This window comes from Rhodococcus aetherivorans (assembly GCF_025722975.1).
Lineage (GTDB): Bacteria > Actinomycetota > Actinomycetes > Mycobacteriales > Mycobacteriaceae > Rhodococcus > Rhodococcus aetherivorans.
Genome location: NZ_CP106983.1, coordinates 1 through 16,836, shown reverse-complemented (window position 1 = coordinate 16,836; position 16,836 = coordinate 1). Strand labels below are relative to the sequence as shown.

Here is a 16,836-nt window from a genome sequence, read left to right as displayed (position 1 = left end):
CCCATGACGGCCCGCAGGGGTGTTTGCTGTTCCAGACGGGCCCGCCGCTACGGCTGGTGTTGCGTCTCTAAGAAGCTGTCGATAGACAACATCGGAGAGTCGCCTCTTCAAGCAGCGCAACGCTTCCCTGTGGCTTTTCCCTGCGGCGCGTTTGCGGCGGTAATAGGCGCGACCAGGTGTGGCTCGGCGGATCTGGGTGATGGCCATGGTGTGCAACACGTAGTTCAGTTGCCGATCACCGGCCCGTGAGAGACGGTGGCACACGACGTCCCCGGAGGACGCCTCGATGGGGGCAGTTCCGGTGTAGCTAGCGAACGCGGAGGCCGACCGGAACCGGTGTACCGAACCGACCCGGGCGAGGATTTTGCCTGCGTTCAACGCCGCGATCCCGCACAGCTGAGTCGACGAGCTGTCGGACTCGGCAACCGCTGCCTCGATGTCGCGTGCCGCCTTGTCGATCCGACGATCCAGTTGCCGGACCTCGGCGACGAGATCCGCGGCGAGAGAGCGGAGGGTTTTGCCGGCGACGTCGCGGGGACGGACTCGTTTGAGCATCTCGGCGGCCCGTTCGGCGCTCAGACCGCGGGAAGCGCCGGCGGGGATCAGGTGGGTGAGCACGACGTGGAGCCGGTTGACGGTCTGGGTGCGCGTCTTGACCAGGTCATCGCGATGCTCGACGATCGCGCGCAACGCGGTGACCGTGGCATCGATCCGGGCGGTGGTCAGCCCGTGACCGGTCAGTGCGGCGACACCGACGGAAACTGCGTCTGCATCGTCACTCTTGCGGCCGTGACCGGTGGACAGCAGCCTCACCCTGGAGGCCAGTTTCGCGGGAACATCCACCACTTCCACACCGTCATTGCTCAGACGGTTCGTCAGCGGCGCACCCAGGCCGGTGGCGGCCCTCCACGGCCCACTCGGCATTCGTCCATTGCCGGGCGAAGCGACGTAGCTTTCGGTATCCGTCGTCGCCGACCGGCACCCGGATGGTGGCCAACGCCCGCAGTGAGACGTCGACTGCGGCCGCGGTCCACGATGCCTTGTGCGGATCAACGGCGATCATCACCTGACCTGGGATGTTCTCAAGCATGCATCACACCAACTCCCTCGACTCGACGTCGTTTCGTAGCGGGGAGGGCACACCAACTTTCGGCTCCGCAGGCCTCTCTTCAGCCACTCCACGCCGCCGGCACCGATCGGGACGCAGGCCGTCTAGGAGCCAGCCTCGAGCGGCGGCAGGTATGGGCCGAGCGACCCTCGGTCGGTACCTAGGAGATCATGGCTGCAGACCGCGATCTCCTGAAGCAATTGAACAAGTTGGTATGGGCATCGTCGACTGCCGTCCACATTTCCTAGGATCGGGTCCGTGGAAACCTTTGAGGTGCAGCTGCGCGAACTTCCTTTGGATAAAGACCATCCCGATCGCAAGGCCGCGGCTCACTGGTGGGACAGCCTCGGGGATGAACGACGGGTCGAGCTGATGGGCACCACCATGCCCTTCGATAGCGCCTTTCAGGAACTAGAGGTGCATGCGAAGCTCCCCAATCCAGGGCAATACGGCTGGGCCGCGTACGACACTGATGGCAACCTCGTGGGCTACATCATTGGCCTGGCGAAAAAGGGGTTCCCGGAGGAGATGTCATTCGACTATCAGGTGGACCCCGACCGCCAAGGAATCGGAATCGGTCCAGCGATGCTTCGGGAGATGCTCCGAGACGCGCAGTTCAGCCAGTTCGAGACCTTCTGTTGCAGGGTCTTCCCGCACAACACGCAAAGCGTACGAGTCATGGAGAAGGTCGGATTCGTCTTGCGGGAGGATTCTGACAGGGACTTTTGGTACACCCGCCAGCCATCCTGACACTGCAAACGTGGCACTGCTCCACCGGGCAATGAGGGGGTCGAACGAGCCTCTCGACTACCAGGCGATGCACACTGAGCCCTTGTGACTACCTCGAAGAAGATAGACGGCGAAACGCGTCGTGAGATCCAGGAACTCTTGCTTGATTGGGGCTGGACCGGCAAACAAAACGAACTCGAGTTCATGTCCAGCGTCTGCGAACTGCACCAGATCAAGAGCAATGATCCTCGATGCACTACGGCGTATGAGGATATCGAACAACATGTCATGAAGTTCCACGACTGGGGCGAGGGATGGGCTTTCACCGATCCACGCTTCGGCTTTATGGGCGGTCCCGACAAGACCGTGTTGAAGTTCGCCGCACATCGACTTTCTCCCCGCGTCTGTCCGGACGCTGAGAAAGAACCGCTGTGTAAGGCACTGAATGACCTCATCAACCCGTGCGGCTACGAGCTCTACGAGCGGGAGGTCCGGGCCGGCGTGGCCAAGGTGGACTACCGCAGTACTTCGAACTTCCATCCCCCCCAGCCGGCCTCCATCGTCGCGGCAAGTGCCCAGCTCGGAGATCTGGAGTCCCTACAGCTACATCTCAAGCGGATCGAACGGTCGATCGCCGCCGACCCCAGCCTGGCTCTCGGTTCCAGTAAGGAACTCATCGAAGATGTATGCGCACAGATTTTGACGGCCAGCAATGAACCAGTGAGTTCTACCCAGAATGTGGGACAGAAGTTCAGGGCGGCGGCCAAGGCTCTCGACCTATCGAAGACCGCGGTTCCTAGCGACCCAAAGGCAAGCGATGCTGCCGCGAAGATGCTCTCCCAGCTGACGGGAACAGTTCAATTCCTCGGCGAACTTCGTAATGCCGCAGGGACCGGCCACGGTTCAGGGAAGGTATCGGCAGCGACACCCCGCGAAGCGCGACTTGCGTTCAACGCGGCCGTCACTATCTGCGAGTACCTGTTCAGCCTGTGGGAGGAGTTCGATGCCTCGAACCCATGAGATACAGGAACGGCATTGCAGCAGGGCGTCTGGAGGTCGTTCGAGCGGCGTCCGGGGTTCAGAGCTGCCAGGTAGAGGAGTTGGTGGCTCCCTCGAGGGGCCTTTCTAATCCTTGATCAGGGTGGACAGTGACAGCTACCTAAGCCGATCGAATGAGAGACTTCGAGGGTGAGTGCAGCGGAGATTGGCCCTGAGACGATCGAGACTGAGGTTTTCTCACCAGGCGGGGGCTTGTAGGTGAAGAAGCACGAGGGCGGCAGCGGTTATCGTGCCGATCCTCCACGGACACAGACTGATTCGTTGTAAGGCCTTCCAGCGGGTCTTCAGCAGGGCATTCGCACGTTCCGCCGGAGCGCGCATCGCGGACAGAAGTGTGTTGCGGCATCGAGTGCCGGCATCGAGGTCGCGGCCCTTGGTCGGCGTGTGGACACCGATCCCGGCACCGGTGTAACCCTTGTCGGCAAGGGTGGGCATCCCGCCGGTGGCGGCCTCATAGAGGGCGCCGAGGACTCCGCCGAGTCGAGCAGCGGTGATGTCGTGAACCGAGCCGGGTTCGACGTCGGAGACCCAGACCGGGTAGCCGGTCGGGTCGGTCAGGACCTGGATGTTGCCGCCGTGTCGGCGGTGTTTGCCCGAGTACCACAAGTCGTGTCCGGCTTCGGAGCGCTCCCGGCATCGGGTCGCGGCGATCAAGGTGCCGTCGAGTCCGACGTGTTCCCACCCGGATGCACTCCCGTGGGCGAGGACCTCGTGCAGGTCAGGGGCGTGGGCGGCGATCACGTCGATGCCTTCGTGTAGGTATCGGTAGGCGGTTGCCGGCGAGATTCGGGCATCGCGCGCCAGGGCGGCGACGTCGGTGCCGTCGCGGAACCAGCGGAGCACCATTACCGCCTGGACGTAGACGGTTGCGGCCCGCTGCCATGGTCGGCGGTCGACTCGGGTGCGATGCGCGGCCAGGGCACTGGCGACGAAGGCCAGGGTGCGCTCGGGCACGTCGAGCGTGGCACGATAGGAAATCACGTGGGGTCCTGCTTCGGGATTGCTTCTTGGTCGAAACGATCTCTACCAGGTAGGACCCCACGTCCTCATCTCACGCCACACCGCCCGAATGTCCCCGGCCGCCGTCAGCGAACTCCTGGTGAGAAAACCTCACTCTCGAAGAACTGCATGTCGAGTCTCACATGGGTGTCCTTCTCGGAGCAGGCGCATCCGCAGCTGCCGGACTGCCCGATTGGAATACGTTCGCGGTTGAGCTATTGACTCGAAGCGGTGCAATTACGGACCGCGACACCGCCAAAGCCTTTCTGGGAGGTCAGGATCCGGCGATCGTCGCCGAAGCAGCGAAAGATGCGGCAGGGAATACGTGGCCCTCGCTGCTGGAATCTGCGCTATACGGGGAGACCCCGGTGGATCCGGCAGCACTGCACTATGCTGCTGCGGCCTTAGCTGAAAAGCGAGGCCCCGAGACGATCTCGTTGTTCACATTGAACTACGACGAGCTGCTCGAAGTCGCCTTGCACAATGTGCTTGACGCTCTCGGCCGAAGCACGGGGGTCTTCAGCCGGGGGAAGGTTCGTCCACGCGCCCCTCATGGCGACTACGAGGTACACCATCTGCACGGGTTTCTTCCTCCAGGTGCCTCAGCAGACGATTCTGTGGTTCTCACACTCAGTGACTACAACAAGCTTGGCCAGCGGCAGGTTCCGTGGCAGGTGTCGGCCCTCCAAGAGACTCTTCAAAAAGGGCCATTGATCCTGGCGGGCACCTCCTACCGCGATCCCGACATTCGGCAGTGGATTCATGATCTGACCTCCGAAGATCGGGATGCCGAAGTGCTGGTCTTCCTCGCTCGTGAAGGTATGGGTTTGGATCGGACCCAATTTGAACGTGTCGAGATGGCGCTGAAGAACCAGTGGTCGGCATTGGGTGTGCACGTCATTGCAACTCACGACTACACCGACGCTGCCCAAGCCCTTCGCGAATTCCCACATCTAGGCGAGGATGGCTACCTGACTCCGCGGGAGCGAGCCTCTGCCCTGTGGGAGAAGAACGTGTCGCAATTTTCGATGCTCCAGCAGGGGGACTCCAACGAGCTTGAGCAGGATCTGGCGATCCTGCAGGAGATGCTACCTGATTTGGGGAACCTGACCCTGTGGCTGACTGACGGTACAGGTGGACTCGTACGGTGGGCGGCCAACGACCGTACGTATAAGCATCCCAATCATTTGCGCCGAGAGGTTCCAGGACACGACAGCCCGTGGATCGCGGGACAGTGCATCGGCCGAAACGACCTACTCATCCGCGAGTTATCCCGGCCGGGATCGACATCCCGTTGGCACTCTGTTGCGGCTACTCCGGTGGTAGCAGAACTGCCAGGTGGGCCGGCTCTGCCGTGTGGAGTGATCAGTGCTGCCTCGACTACTGCGATTGATGATGCTCAGATCGACGAGGTCAACTTTGCCTTCGCTGAGTTGTCGGAGAAGTGGTCGGAGCTGTTGCAGACCCGCATGCTTTCACTCTGATCATCCGGGTGGTTGCCACGCGCCACTCTGTGCCCTGCTGTGCCTCACCGTGCCCTGCTGTGCGCTACTGTGGATCATCCAGGGAGGTGGACCGTATGAAATCGACAAGCAAGACCACCGTGCGGAAGGTATCGAGCAACACCTTCCGGGTGAGTAGTGCATCGACGCGGAGTGCAGTCACTGGCAAGTTCGTGCACAAGGCGAACACCCCGAACCGATTCATCACGCGGTCCAGCTCTGCCGCACAAGCGCAAGGCCAGAAAAGCGCACGAACCTGAGCAGTCAAAGCATCGCTGCTTCACTTCAGGTGTCGATACAGCGTCGTACGGCCAACGCCGAGAATCTCCGCGATCTCGGTCTGACTCATCCCGTTGTCCCGCATTAATTTCGCTTGTTTGATCTTCTTCAACGTCATCTTCGGCGGCCGGCCACCAACTCGGCCTCGGGCACGGGCAGCAGCGAGGCCAGCAGAGGTGCGTTCACGGATAAGATTGCGTTCGAACTCAGCAAGAGCCCCGAAGATCGAGAAGATCAGCTTCCCGCCGGCGGTCGTAGTGTCGATCGATTCGGTCACCGACCGGAAGCCGATGCCTCGTTCTTCGAGATCGGTGACAACCTGAAGTAGATGAGGTAGGGACCGACCGAGTCTGTCGAGTCGCCACACCACCAGAGTGTCTCCTGAACCTAGATGAGAGAACAGGGCGTCAAGCTGCGGACGGGCGGTTGTGACACCGCTGGCGGTCTCGGTCCAGATTCGAGAACATCCCGCGGCCCTCAGTGCGTCGCTCTGCAGATCGAGGGTCTGATCGGCCGTCGAGACCCTCGCGTAGCCCAAAAGTTCGCTCATAGCCTCGCAATGTTCCATAACTCACCGACAGACCAGATTTTGAATCACCGATTTTGGACATGAGTTTCGGAACACCTATCACTCCTGGTGGCTCGCTTGAGCGTCAAGCGTTTCGTAGGGCGTGTTTCAAATGCCCGCTGATTCATAGCCGAGGGTTTGAGGGTAGAGACGTGGACGGCGGCGAGCTTGATGCCCCTGTGGATGTCAACCGCCAATGGAGAAGGGTGGCAGGGCTCTGGCAAAGTTGATTGCGCCGAGGATCTGCTGGGTGGTGCGTAGATCCTCGGCGAGCCGGTGCATATGGTCGAGAGCTTGCTCGATGAGCGCAGGGCAACTGTGCGCGAATGCGACCTGCTGCCGATCCCCATTCCTGCCGCAGATCGGACGCAGGTGCGGCGTGCGCGGGCACTTCCGGTGTTGAGCATCGAAGTTGCAGCAGCTCGTAGGTGGCAGCGGCGATGGCGTGCAACTCCATGTGCGGGGCGACAATCGATTGTTTTCCGCTGGCAGCCGGGTGCTGTCCAACGGGATGTGTTGCGACCCGATCGACGATCCCCTCGACGGCCGTCAGCACGCTCCATCGAGTGCACCTCCGTCGCTGCGATCACCCAGCAGCGCACCGAACTGTTCACTAAGCTGCTCCGTCGGGGGCCAGTCGACCGTGTCGGGGATGAAGTAGTAGAGCCATTCGCGGGAGTAGCGCGGGTCCCTGTCAGTCGATCTCGTAGCCGGCTTCGCGAACCATGATCGGTTCCATCGCGGCGAGGGCGGCGCGGGCTTCGGCTTCGGTCTTGCCTGGTGTCACAGGTTTCCCCTGGTCGGTGGTGTGGTGGGGCAGGACCGCCGGGTCCTGCCCCACCGGTGGTGTCGAGGCTAGAGACGCGATCAGACGGCGCGGCCGTCTTCCTCGTACCCGCCTCCGTATTCGGCTTCGTACTGCCGTGTCGGGTCGAGGTGCTGCTGCTGTTGCGGTCCTGTGCCGTGGGGATTGACCTTGTGCAGTGGGCGAACGTCGCCTGCGGCACGCAATCCGTGTGCGAGCGTGCCATCGAGCTCGAAGGTGTCCTCGGCGGCGCTGACCGTCTCGGTCGGCTCCACGATCGCATCGGTGGGTTCGACCATCGTGGGGGACGTGGCGTTGTCGAGGTGTTCGCGGCGCTCGATGCTTGCCTGGTGGATCGCCTCGCGGGGGATCTGACGGTCGGCGGCGAACGTCTCGACCGCGCGGATGCCGAGGCTGAAGGCGTCGCCTCGGGTGTTGACGGCGTCGCGTTCGACGGTGCCGTTGCCGTCCCAGGCTTCGAGGTGCCATTGCCTCTCGTCCCAGTACACCCGGGCGCCGGGCCGGCCGCTGCCCGAGTCGAAGCCGTACTGCCAGAGCGCTTCGGTCTCGTCGAGGGCCACCCATGGTTGGGCCTTGCGATCCGCTTCGCGTTGCTCGGCGCCGTCGAGCCATTGCTGCCGGGCGGCGGCCATGCGTGCCGGTACCGAGGCGATGAGGTCTTCTTTGCTCATGCCGCGTTCTGCGGCCCAGGCATCGGTGGGGTTGAGGTCGAGGGTCCACTGAGGATATTGCCCGTCGGCGGCCCGGCGCTGCTGGTCTTCGCGGGCTCGGCGTAGTGCGTCGGGGGAGTTCTCGCGGGCGTTGACCTCGAGCCGTAGCTCTTCGGCTCGCAGTTTCGCGGCGTCGAGTTCGTCGGTCTCGGTGAAGGCGAGTTCGGGTTCGGCCTCGGCGTCGGCGAGCCGGCCCCGGTTGTGTTCGATCCGCGCTTCGATGACGGGCACCTGCCGGGTGGCCTTCTCGGCGAGATTGCGGAGGGTGGTCAGCATCCCCTGCGCCCCACTGGCTTTCTCGACCGCGTTGAGGAACCGGTCTCGGTCGTACCAGGCGATCTCCTCGCCGACACAGAGGTAGAACTGGCCGATCACCTGGGTGTAGCCGAGCGTGAGGGGCACACCGTTGATGGCCCCGAAGACCACCTCGTCGTTGCTGCGGGTCACTTCCTCCTCGAGCCGGATCAACGAGCTTCGCAGCGCGTCGGCCAGGTCGGCGGTTTCCGAGTCGGGGATCGTGGCGTGGGGGAAGTGCCAGATCTTCTTGGCGCGGTCGTCGATGCTGGTCCACGCGGTGAGCTTGTCGACCATCGCCCGGACTTCGGGCAGCCGGTTCTCGTCGGTGGTGATGGACTTGCTCAAGGCCCGGATCGCGGCGCTGCGGGCGGCGTTGGCGCCCTGGACGGCGTCGCGGCGGGCTTCGAGTTCGGCGACCTGCTGGTCGGCCTCGACCTGCGCGACGAAGACCGGATCGCCGGTGGCGGCGGCCTTGCTCTGCGCCCACGAAACCGTCAGATCGCCGCCGAGGTCTTCCATCGTCGGGGGCACGTCGGCCTTGCGGATCATGGCGATGAAGTTCGATTTGCGGGCCACGTACTGGTACATCATCGCGTCGTAGGAGCGGCGGGCAACCATGTTGACCACGCGGACGCTCTCGTGGACGTTGCCCTGGCGGATGATGCGGCCGAGGCGTTGTTCCATGTCGGCGGCGGTCCACGCCGGGTCGAGGTTGATCATCTGCTTGAGCGCCCGCTGGACGTTCAGGCCGGTGCCGCCCTTCTTGGTGGAGGTGAGCAGCACCCGGATCCGCCCGTCGGCGCAGGCGTGCACCAATCGGGCTTTGGCCTTCGGGCCCTCGTAGTCGTGCATGAACGCGACTTCGTCGGGCTTCATGCCCCGAGCGACCAACCCGTCGCGCAGCTCGGTGTAGAGGTTGCGTGCCTTGGGGCCGGCGCCGGCCTTCGGGGTGCCGCGGTCGCAGAACACCAGCTGGAACACCCCGGTCATCTCGGGGCCGTACTTGTCGGCCGGGATGCGCAGGTCGGCATGGTCGCTGTGGACCTGCCAGATCAGGTCGGCGGCGTGTTCGATGCGGCTGTGCTCCGGCTCGGGTGGGGCGAGGTTCGCCAGTGAGGGGTGCATGGTGAGGTTGCGGCCGTCGGTGGCGATCTTGAGGCTGTTGTCCAGGTCCATCCGATCGCCCTGGATCGTGCTCATGCGCACGTCCAGGTCGGCCATCGCGTCGAGGGCGTCTTGGCCCATGTCGAACTCGACGATCTGCGGCGTGCCGCCGTCGAGGGTGGGCAGGCGCACCGGGATCTGATCGGCGGTCACCACGTCGCGGAACTGGTCGAACATCGCCACCAGCTGGGGGACGTTGGCGTATTCGGCCATGCGGGTGCGCATCTGGATGCGGGTGGCGGTGGTGTTCATCTCCGCCACCGACACCGGCTTGGCGAAGGTGCCCGCCCAGTTGTCGATGCGCCCCAGGCCGGCGGCGTGCAGCAGGTCCGGGCGCAGGTACTTGGTCATCACCCAGATCTCCGACAGCGAGTTGGTGATCGGGGTGCCGGTGGCGAACGCGATCGCCTTGGCCGGGGCGTGCGGCATGCCCTGCTCGGCGTTGCGAGCGCGGGCCTGCTCGCGCAGGTATTTGGCTTTCATCTCCAGGTCGGTGGCGCGCTGGCTGCCGGTCGGCACCGACAGGTCGGCGCTGCTGGACGGGCGGGTGAGGTTCTTGTAGTCGTGGGCCTCGTCGATGAACAGGAAATCGCAGCCCGATTGCTCGAAGGTCAGCCCGTCGTCGGTGGCCTTGGCGTCGATGATCTTCTCGATGCGGCCTTCGGCGGCCTTGATCGCGTTCTCGATCTGCTTGACCGTGAACTCCGCTCCTTGGTTGTTGGCGGCGTCGAGAGCCTGCCGGAGTTCGGCGATTTCGCTGTCGAGGTATTCGATCTGTGCTTCGCGGCGCATGGCGATCTTGCCGAACACCGACTGCGGCACGATCACCAGATCCCAGTCCCCGACCGCGGTCTGCCCGACGAAGCGTTGCCGGTCGTCGCGGCCGTCGAGTTCGGAGGCGACGAGGATGTTGGCGTTGGGGTAGGCGTCGCGGGCTTCGACCGACCACTGCGCGAGCAGGTGGTTGGGCACCACGATCCAGGGTTGGCGGATCTGTCCGAGACGTTTCGCTTCCATGCACGAGGCGGTGATCGTCAGGGTCTTGCCGGCCCCGACCACGTGGTCGAGCAGGATCGTCTCGTCGTGCAGGAACCGTGTCACGGCGGCGGCCTGGTAGTCGTAGGGCGTGTACTTCGGGTTCAGGCCGGGGAAGGTCTTGCTGCGTCCGTCGTGGACCGGTTTGACGAACGCGTTGTAGCGCTCGTTGAAGGTGGCGGCCAGGCGCAGATAGCGGTCGCCGTCCTCCCACAGCCACTTCTCGAACCGTTCTTGCAGCGCACCAGCGGAGGCGTGGGCCTGTTCGGTGAGCTTGACGTGGAATCGCGGCTTGGGGGAGTGCTCGAGCTCGTCGGCGGTCTTGGGGACCTGGATGGGTTTGTTGTTGGCGAGCAGATCGAACATCTTCACCCCGGGGAGCCGGCCGGTGCCGTACTTGTCGGGATAGCCGGTGGAGAATTCGTGGCGGCTTTTCTGGTCGGTGGAGATCTCCCAGCTGCCGCTGACCTTGTCGTGCTCGACGGTGAGCCGGTCCGGGCGCAGCCCGAACTCGTGGATCAGGAACGCGCGGTAGTCCTCGATCGGCACCCAGGTCGCGCCGATGCGCACCCCGATGTCGGCGGGGTCCACATCCGCCGGCACCACCGTGTCCAGGGCCTGCACCAGCGGGGCGTAGCGGGGATCGGTGGCCGCTTTGACCTGGGCGAGGGCGAGTTTGTCGCGGACCTGCCCGGACAACGCGACGGTGGCCAGCTCCCACCGGCCGTCGGCGTGCAGGGACGGATAGATCCGGCCCTGGGCCTGGTCGAGGGTGTCCTCGACGGACAGGTTCAGCAGCTCGGCCACCCGGTGCGGGGCGATGTGCCCGAGTTCGTCGAAGCAGATCGCCAACGCCTCGTCGAGGTCGGCGGCGCCGGTGGCCTTGTCCTTGAAGGGGGTGGTGTCCTCGGTGAAGATCGCCGTCTTGGTCGCCACCGCCTCGGTGCCGTCGAAGCGCGACTGGAAGTTCTCGATCGCCAGCACCATGCCCAGGCGCGGATCACGAGCGATCGCGCCCTGCAGATGCGCGGAATACCGCCGCGGCTGCGGCTGCTCGGCCGCCTTCTCGCGCAGCTCCTCGTACACCTCGTCGGGAATCGACCCCTCGAACGGTCCGGCATCCTTGGGGTCGAGGCCGTCGGCGGCGGCTTCCTCGCGGCCGGTCTTGATCCGCCACTCGGTGATCGCCTTGTCTAGGCGGGCGGTGATCTTCTCGTCCGACAGTGGGGTCGGGTCGGTGAGCTTGAACCGGTTCAGCGGCCCCCATCGGCGCACATAGCCGTCGTAGAGCGAGTTCAGCCGGCCCCGGATCACGTCACGGTCGGCGACGGTGGCGGTGCGGGAGCGGCTGGCCTCGGACAGCTCCATGACCGTCTCACCGAGAGCGATGAGCACCTTCCACTGCTCGGCCAGATCCTTGCCCCGGCAGCCGACCTCGGCCCAGCCCCGGCCGAGGGTGAACTGCTCGAACCGGCCCTCGGCCTCGCTCCAGCGCATCGCACCGGGCAGCACCTCGTTCGAGTCCAGACCTGCTCCGGTGCGCAACCCCGGCGCGGTGAACGCCTCGACTGCGGCCGGATCGGGGGCCTCGGCGGTGAACCCGAGACCCCGGTCGAGCGCCTGGTCGATGAGCGGATCGAGCTGGGTACGCAACTGCTCGGCCAGGGCAGTGCCGGTGTGCGGGGTGACCAGCAGCGATCCCCCGGCATACAGGCCATTGCCCACAGCGAGGGTGCCCAGCACCCGCTCCGGGTACTTCGCGAAGTAGGGATTGATCCAGATCCGCGCCTGCTCACCGGTCTTGGCGTCGATCGCGGCGACCTGCACGGCGGGTGTGGCCCAGTCGAGAGTGTCCTCGGTGGGGGCGGCTCCGTCCTCGCGGCGGCGGAAGATGAGCACGTCGGTGACCACGGCGGTGCCGGCCTGCCGGTCGAACGCGCCGGTGGGCAGACGCACCGCCCCGATCAGATCCCCCCGGGCGGTGATCGCGGCGCGCTGTTCGGCGCGGCGGGCATCGGAGGTGAACATGCTGGTCACCACGGCGACGTAGCCACCGGGCGCGGTCAGCGCCAGGGACTTGGCGATGAAGTGGTTGTGGATCGCCAGCCCGCCCGGGTTGTGGATCGGATCGACGGGCGCGAACTTGCCGAACGGGACGTTGCCGATCGCCCCGGTAAAGATGTTCTCCGGGGCGAAGTTGCGTTCGAAGCCATGATTGCGGATCTGCTGCGAGGGATACAGGTAGTGCGCGATCTTCGCGCTGATCGGCTCGATCTCGACACCGACCATGCGCACCGAGGCCGGGGCCGTGCCGACGAAATGACCGGCCCCGCAGCCTGGTTCGAGCATCAGCGCCTCGTCGGGCAGTCCGGCCCGCGCCGCCGCCCGCCACAGTTCGGCGACGATCGCCGGGTCGGTGTAGTGCGCGTTGAGGGTGGTCTGGCGGGCCTGCGCGAAGCCCTTCTCCCCGAGCAGGTCGAGCAGTTCGGCGTGTTCGTCGCCCCACTGCGCGAGGATCTTCGGGCGGTTGTCGAAGACCTCCGGGACCGCGCCCCAGCCGGACCACTGCGCCAGCACCGCCTGCTCGGCGGCGGTGGCCGGTCGCTGCTGCTCGTCGAGCCGGCGCACCAGGCGCAGGGCGGCGATGTTCGCCCGTGCCCGGGCCTTCGCCCCGGTGGGGACCAGCACCTCGGTACCGAGAGTGAAGTCCTGATCCTGCACGGTCGGCGGGGCAGGACGCACCACCGGGCCTGCGGACATGGAGTCGGTGTCCGGGTGCGCCTGGTCACCACCGGTCTGCGGGGTGGGTTCGCCGGTCTCGGCGGTGGTCTCGTGTTGCGGCTGTTCAACCGTGGTCTGCGGTTCGGCGGACGCATCAGCGGCGGCGTACTCGGCGGCGGTGGCCGGGGAGACGTAGACGTATCCGCCGGACTCCTTGCGGGCCTTGACCAGACCACCGTTTCGCCACAGGGGGCTGGTCAGCGGCTCGCCATACTCGGTGTCGGGAACGACCAGCTCGTCGGCGTCCGGGGCCGCCTCGATCGGCTCGGCGGCAGCTTCTGGTTCCAGTGCCAACTCGGGTTCGGGGGCGGGGGTCGGTGCAGCGATCGGCCCGAGGTGGCCGAGCATCGGACGATCGGTGATCACCCACGACGTCGCAGCCGTGTCGGGGCTGGGCGGTGCCGACGGCTCGGTGGGAGCCGATTCGACCGCTTCGAAGATCACCGCGCCTGTGTCATCGACCGCAGGCGCTAAGACTCGGGGGGACGGCGGGGCCTCCTCACCGACCTGCGGTTGCTCGGTCTCGATGGTCGGTTGGTCGTGGGTATCCACCTCGGCTTCAGCCTCGGTGGCGGTGTCGAGTTCGGCCTCGACGCCGGTGGTGCGCTCCAGGTCGAACTGTTCGGCCTGGGGGGCGGCGGCGAGGACGGCGCGGGCGTCGGCGATCGCGTCCCGCATAGTCAGCTCGGGACGGGGCTGACGATCGACGTAGGTGATGTGGTCGCTGCTGTTCGGTGCCCACCCGGAGCGGATCGTGACGTGCCGGCCGTCGGGGTCCCCGACGATCACATCTCCCGCCCCGGCGAAGGTCAGGTCGGGGGGCGTGAGGCTGTAGAGGTCGTCCCCTGCGGCCCGAATGTCGCGCAGAACCTTCGGGTCCACGTCGTGACCGAGGGTCCACTCCAGGTCGATCCCGAGGGATTCGAGCAGGTCGACCTCGGCGGGGACATCGCTGCGCAGCTGCTCGATGATGCCCCGGCGCATGTCCTCGAGGAGCGAGTGGGCGGCAACGAAGGTGCCGGACTCGTCGTACTTCCACAGCAGATCCGCACGGGCCGCAGCGTGGTAGAACTGGTTGTTCCGGGCGTAGGCGGTCGCCCTGGTCACAACGGTGGCGCGGGCCCCGGCGTAGGGCCGGTAGATGCGTTCGATCCACTCCGGGATCGGCTTGGTGCGTGCGTCGAGCAGCGCACCGATCGCCACCCGCGGATTGTGGCCGGCGGTGGTGGACGTGCTGCTGCCGTCGAGGGTGTATGCCCACCCGTGAATCGAGTAGTGCTGCACCCTCGATTCCACGTAGTCCCGCAAGCGGAGCTGCCGGAATTCGCCGGTCGCGACGAACCCGGCGGAGACATCCGATGCCTCGGGTTGCGGCAGGTTCGGGATGATGTTTCCGCGCAGCTCGGCAGCCAGACGCTCGATGGGAATGCCCGCGGTGGCGGCGATCAGATCGGGGCGTTCCTCGGCCATGACTGCGAAGGCGGTCTCGATACCGAACTCGATCAGATCGGTGCGGGTCCACATCGGCAATCCGGCCCACGACCCGACCAGCGGGTCCCGGCGCAGCTGCATGGTCATCCACGCCGTCCACTCCCCGGCGGTGTCCTGGTCCCAGGTCAGCTCGGGTCCGTGGAGGCGGTCCCATTCGGCGTAGGCCCGCTCGTACAGCTCGGCCGGCAGCGGGTGGTGTTCGAGCAGCACTTTCGCTGCGGCCTGCCGCAGCGGTGAGCCGGCGTGGGCGGCTTCGGCGATCAGGGTCTTGGCGTCGTCGCGGGCGACGGCGGGCAGGTAGTCCGGGCGCCGGCCCTCGACGCGTGCGATGAGCCGGGGATCGACGGCGACCTCGGCGATCAGGGCCTGGCGCTGCGCGGCGGTGGCCTCGCGGCGTCCCTGCTCGACACCGGCGAACCACTGGGCGCGGATCTCGTCGCGGGCCTTGCGGCCGCGCACCGCCTTGATCGCGGCGGCGACCTGCGGGTCGGTGTCCGGCTGCGGCAGGGTCAGCGGGTCGTCGGGGTCGTAGGCGGCGCGGCCCCGCGCCCACCACTGCTCGACCTCGACCGTGGCGGCCTGGTCGATGCCGTCCAGCACCGCATCGACGTGCTCACTGCGCTGCTCGGCGGTCTCCAGCTCGGCCGGTTCCTGCGCGTCGAGAACGACTTGGGTGGTGTCGAGGAAGTCCTCGGCGACGGCGCGGTCCTCGCGGGCGCGGGCGTCGACGATCGTGTCGGTGACCCCGGCGGTGACCGGATGCTGCACCGGCTCGCCGGTGCGGGCCTGCCAGTACGCCTCGGCGGCGCGGTGGCCGAGTTCGCCCCAGCGTTTCGGATCTGCCAGGATCGACCGGCACACCACGAACATCTCGTCGGTCAGCGAGGCACGGTCGGCCATCAGATCGGCGAGGGCGACCTGGGCCTTGACCTTGAAATGCCCGTCGGCCCAAGAGAAGAACTGCGCCGCGGTATTGACCTCGAGGTTCGCGGCGGTATCGGCCTCGGGATCCGGTTCGGCGAGACGCCCGAGCAGGCGTCGCTCGACCTCGACCAACGGATCGATCACCGGCTGCGGGGTATCGGCCTGCGGTGTCTCGGCCTGGTGCAGTCCGGGGGCCGGGGGAGTGTCCAGTTCGGTCGGTGTCGCGGCCGGGAGGAACATCGGCCCTGCGGGACGGTCGGGGAACTGTACCTGCGGGAGGTTGCCGGCCAGCAATGAGGCGATCAGGTCGTGGGCCTGACCTTTGGTGATGTTCTCGTCGACGACGAACGGCACGGTCGTCTCGGCAGCCAGACGTTCGAGCGTCCGCAATTGGCGGGCGGTGGCGGGGTGCTCCCGCCAGGCCGAATGCGCGGAAGCGATCTCGCGCACCGTTTGCTTGGGGACGCTCTCCGGGTCGATCCCGAGACCGTGCAGCTCACTGCGGAGCTGGTTCTCCCGACCCCGCAGTTCACGCCAGTGCCCACGGAGACGTTCGAGTTGTTCCGTGCAGGACGCAACATTCGCAGTGTTGGCTGCAATCCCTTCGGGCAGTCCACGATCCTGCGCGGTCGCCAATGCTCGACGCGCCGAAGCGAGGGCACGAGAGGCGTTCTTTCCCTGCCTGCGCAGGTCAACGAGTTCGTCGCGGACTTGCGCCCAATGCGCCTGGGTCAGAACGGCAGATCCGGGTCCTGCGGCGGGTTGCGCCGCATCTCGTCCTCGATCAGTGTCGCTAGCTCGTCCGCGAGCGGATCGCGGGAGGTCATCGGCACCGGCTGGTTGTCCTCGATCCGCTGTGCGATCAGCGCCTCCGCCAGCGACAGGAACCATGCCGGCTTCGCCAGCCATACTCGCTCGACCACTCGCACCGCGGTCGGGTTCGGTCGCACGTTCTGCGTCCGCCACCGATCGGGGTCCTGCGCTCTCCGGGCCGCTTCCCAGTGCTTCTCGGCTTCCCGCTCGGCCCACGCCGCGAACTTCTCGCGGGCTGTGCGGATTTCTGGCGTCACCTGCGGATACAGCTCGTCTTCCAGCACCATCTCCCGCGCTGCCCGCCACGCTGTTGCCTTGGCGCGTACCGCGTCCCGGTACGTCGCGTCCGGCGGCGTCGGGGTCGCCTGCTCGAACTGCTCGGCCGCGTCCTCGGTCATCTGCTGCAGGCGCAGCGCTTCCCGGTCGATCTGCCCCTGCTCGGTCGCCGGATCGATCCCCAGCCACTCGACCAGAATCCGCCTGGTCTCGGCCGCGATCGTCAGGTCGATCCCCTCGACCTGCACCCTGAAATCCTCGCTCTGCGGAGCCAT

General features: G+C 66.0%; 8 protein-coding genes and 1 pseudogene. 3 read left to right on the top strand and 6 right to left on the bottom strand.

Annotated features, from left to right (window positions below; all coding sequences use genetic code 11):
• Positions 1-216 precede the first annotated feature (216 nt).
• Positions 217-924 (bottom strand): annotated as a pseudogene (locus OCS65_RS28090) (IS110 family transposase); the annotation flags it as partial.
• Complete coding sequence (locus tag OCS65_RS28085; RefSeq protein ID WP_263510480.1) at positions 857-1,090, bottom strand: hypothetical protein; 234 nt, start codon at positions 1,088-1,090, stop codon at positions 857-859. The pseudogene OCS65_RS28090 and the gene OCS65_RS28085, both read right to left, overlap by 68 nt.
• A gap of 276 nt (positions 1,091-1,366) precedes the next feature.
• Here OCS65_RS28085 and OCS65_RS28080 point away from each other — a divergent pair, with 276 nt between their 5' ends.
• A complete protein-coding gene (locus OCS65_RS28080) occupies positions 1,367-1,858 on the top strand; it encodes a GNAT family N-acetyltransferase (protein ID WP_263510444.1) in 492 nt (163 codons plus the stop codon).
• 84 nt (positions 1,859-1,942) lie between these two features.
• Entirely contained in the window at positions 1,943-2,857 is a 915-nt protein-coding gene (locus OCS65_RS28075) for an abortive infection family protein (protein WP_263510443.1), read from the top strand.
• Positions 2,858-3,073: 216 nt separating this feature from the next.
• Here OCS65_RS28075 and OCS65_RS28070 read toward each other — a convergent pair whose 3' ends face one another.
• Complete coding sequence (locus OCS65_RS28070; RefSeq protein ID WP_263510442.1) at positions 3,074-3,877, bottom strand: IS5-like element ISRhosp9 family transposase; 804 nt, start codon at positions 3,875-3,877, stop codon at positions 3,074-3,076.
• A 161-nt stretch (positions 3,878-4,038) separates the two neighbouring features.
• On the opposite strand from OCS65_RS28070, the gene OCS65_RS28065 reads away from it, so the two are divergent.
• Complete coding sequence (locus tag OCS65_RS28065) at positions 4,039-5,379, top strand: SIR2 family protein (RefSeq protein ID WP_263510441.1); 1,341 nt, start codon at positions 4,039-4,041, stop codon at positions 5,377-5,379.
• Positions 5,380-5,677: 298 nt separating this feature from the next.
• Here the strand turns inward: OCS65_RS28065 and OCS65_RS28060 are convergent, their stop codons facing one another.
• The 3 genes from OCS65_RS28060 to OCS65_RS28050 form a co-directional block, all read right to left on the bottom strand.
• Positions 5,678-6,226: a recombinase family protein gene (locus tag OCS65_RS28060; RefSeq protein WP_263510440.1), complete on the bottom strand. Its 549-nt coding sequence runs from the start codon at positions 6,224-6,226 to the stop codon at positions 5,678-5,680.
• An 885-nt stretch (positions 6,227-7,111) separates the two neighbouring features.
• Positions 7,112-15,922 carry a helicase-related protein gene (locus tag OCS65_RS28055; RefSeq protein WP_263510439.1) on the bottom strand — a complete coding sequence of 2,937 codons (8,811 nt, stop codon included), beginning with the start codon at positions 15,920-15,922 and terminating at the stop codon, positions 7,112-7,114.
• A gap of 281 nt (positions 15,923-16,203) precedes the next feature.
• Positions 16,204-16,836 (bottom strand): hypothetical protein, encoded by a 633-nt coding sequence (locus OCS65_RS28050; protein ID WP_263510438.1) that lies wholly within the window; start codon positions 16,834-16,836, stop codon positions 16,204-16,206.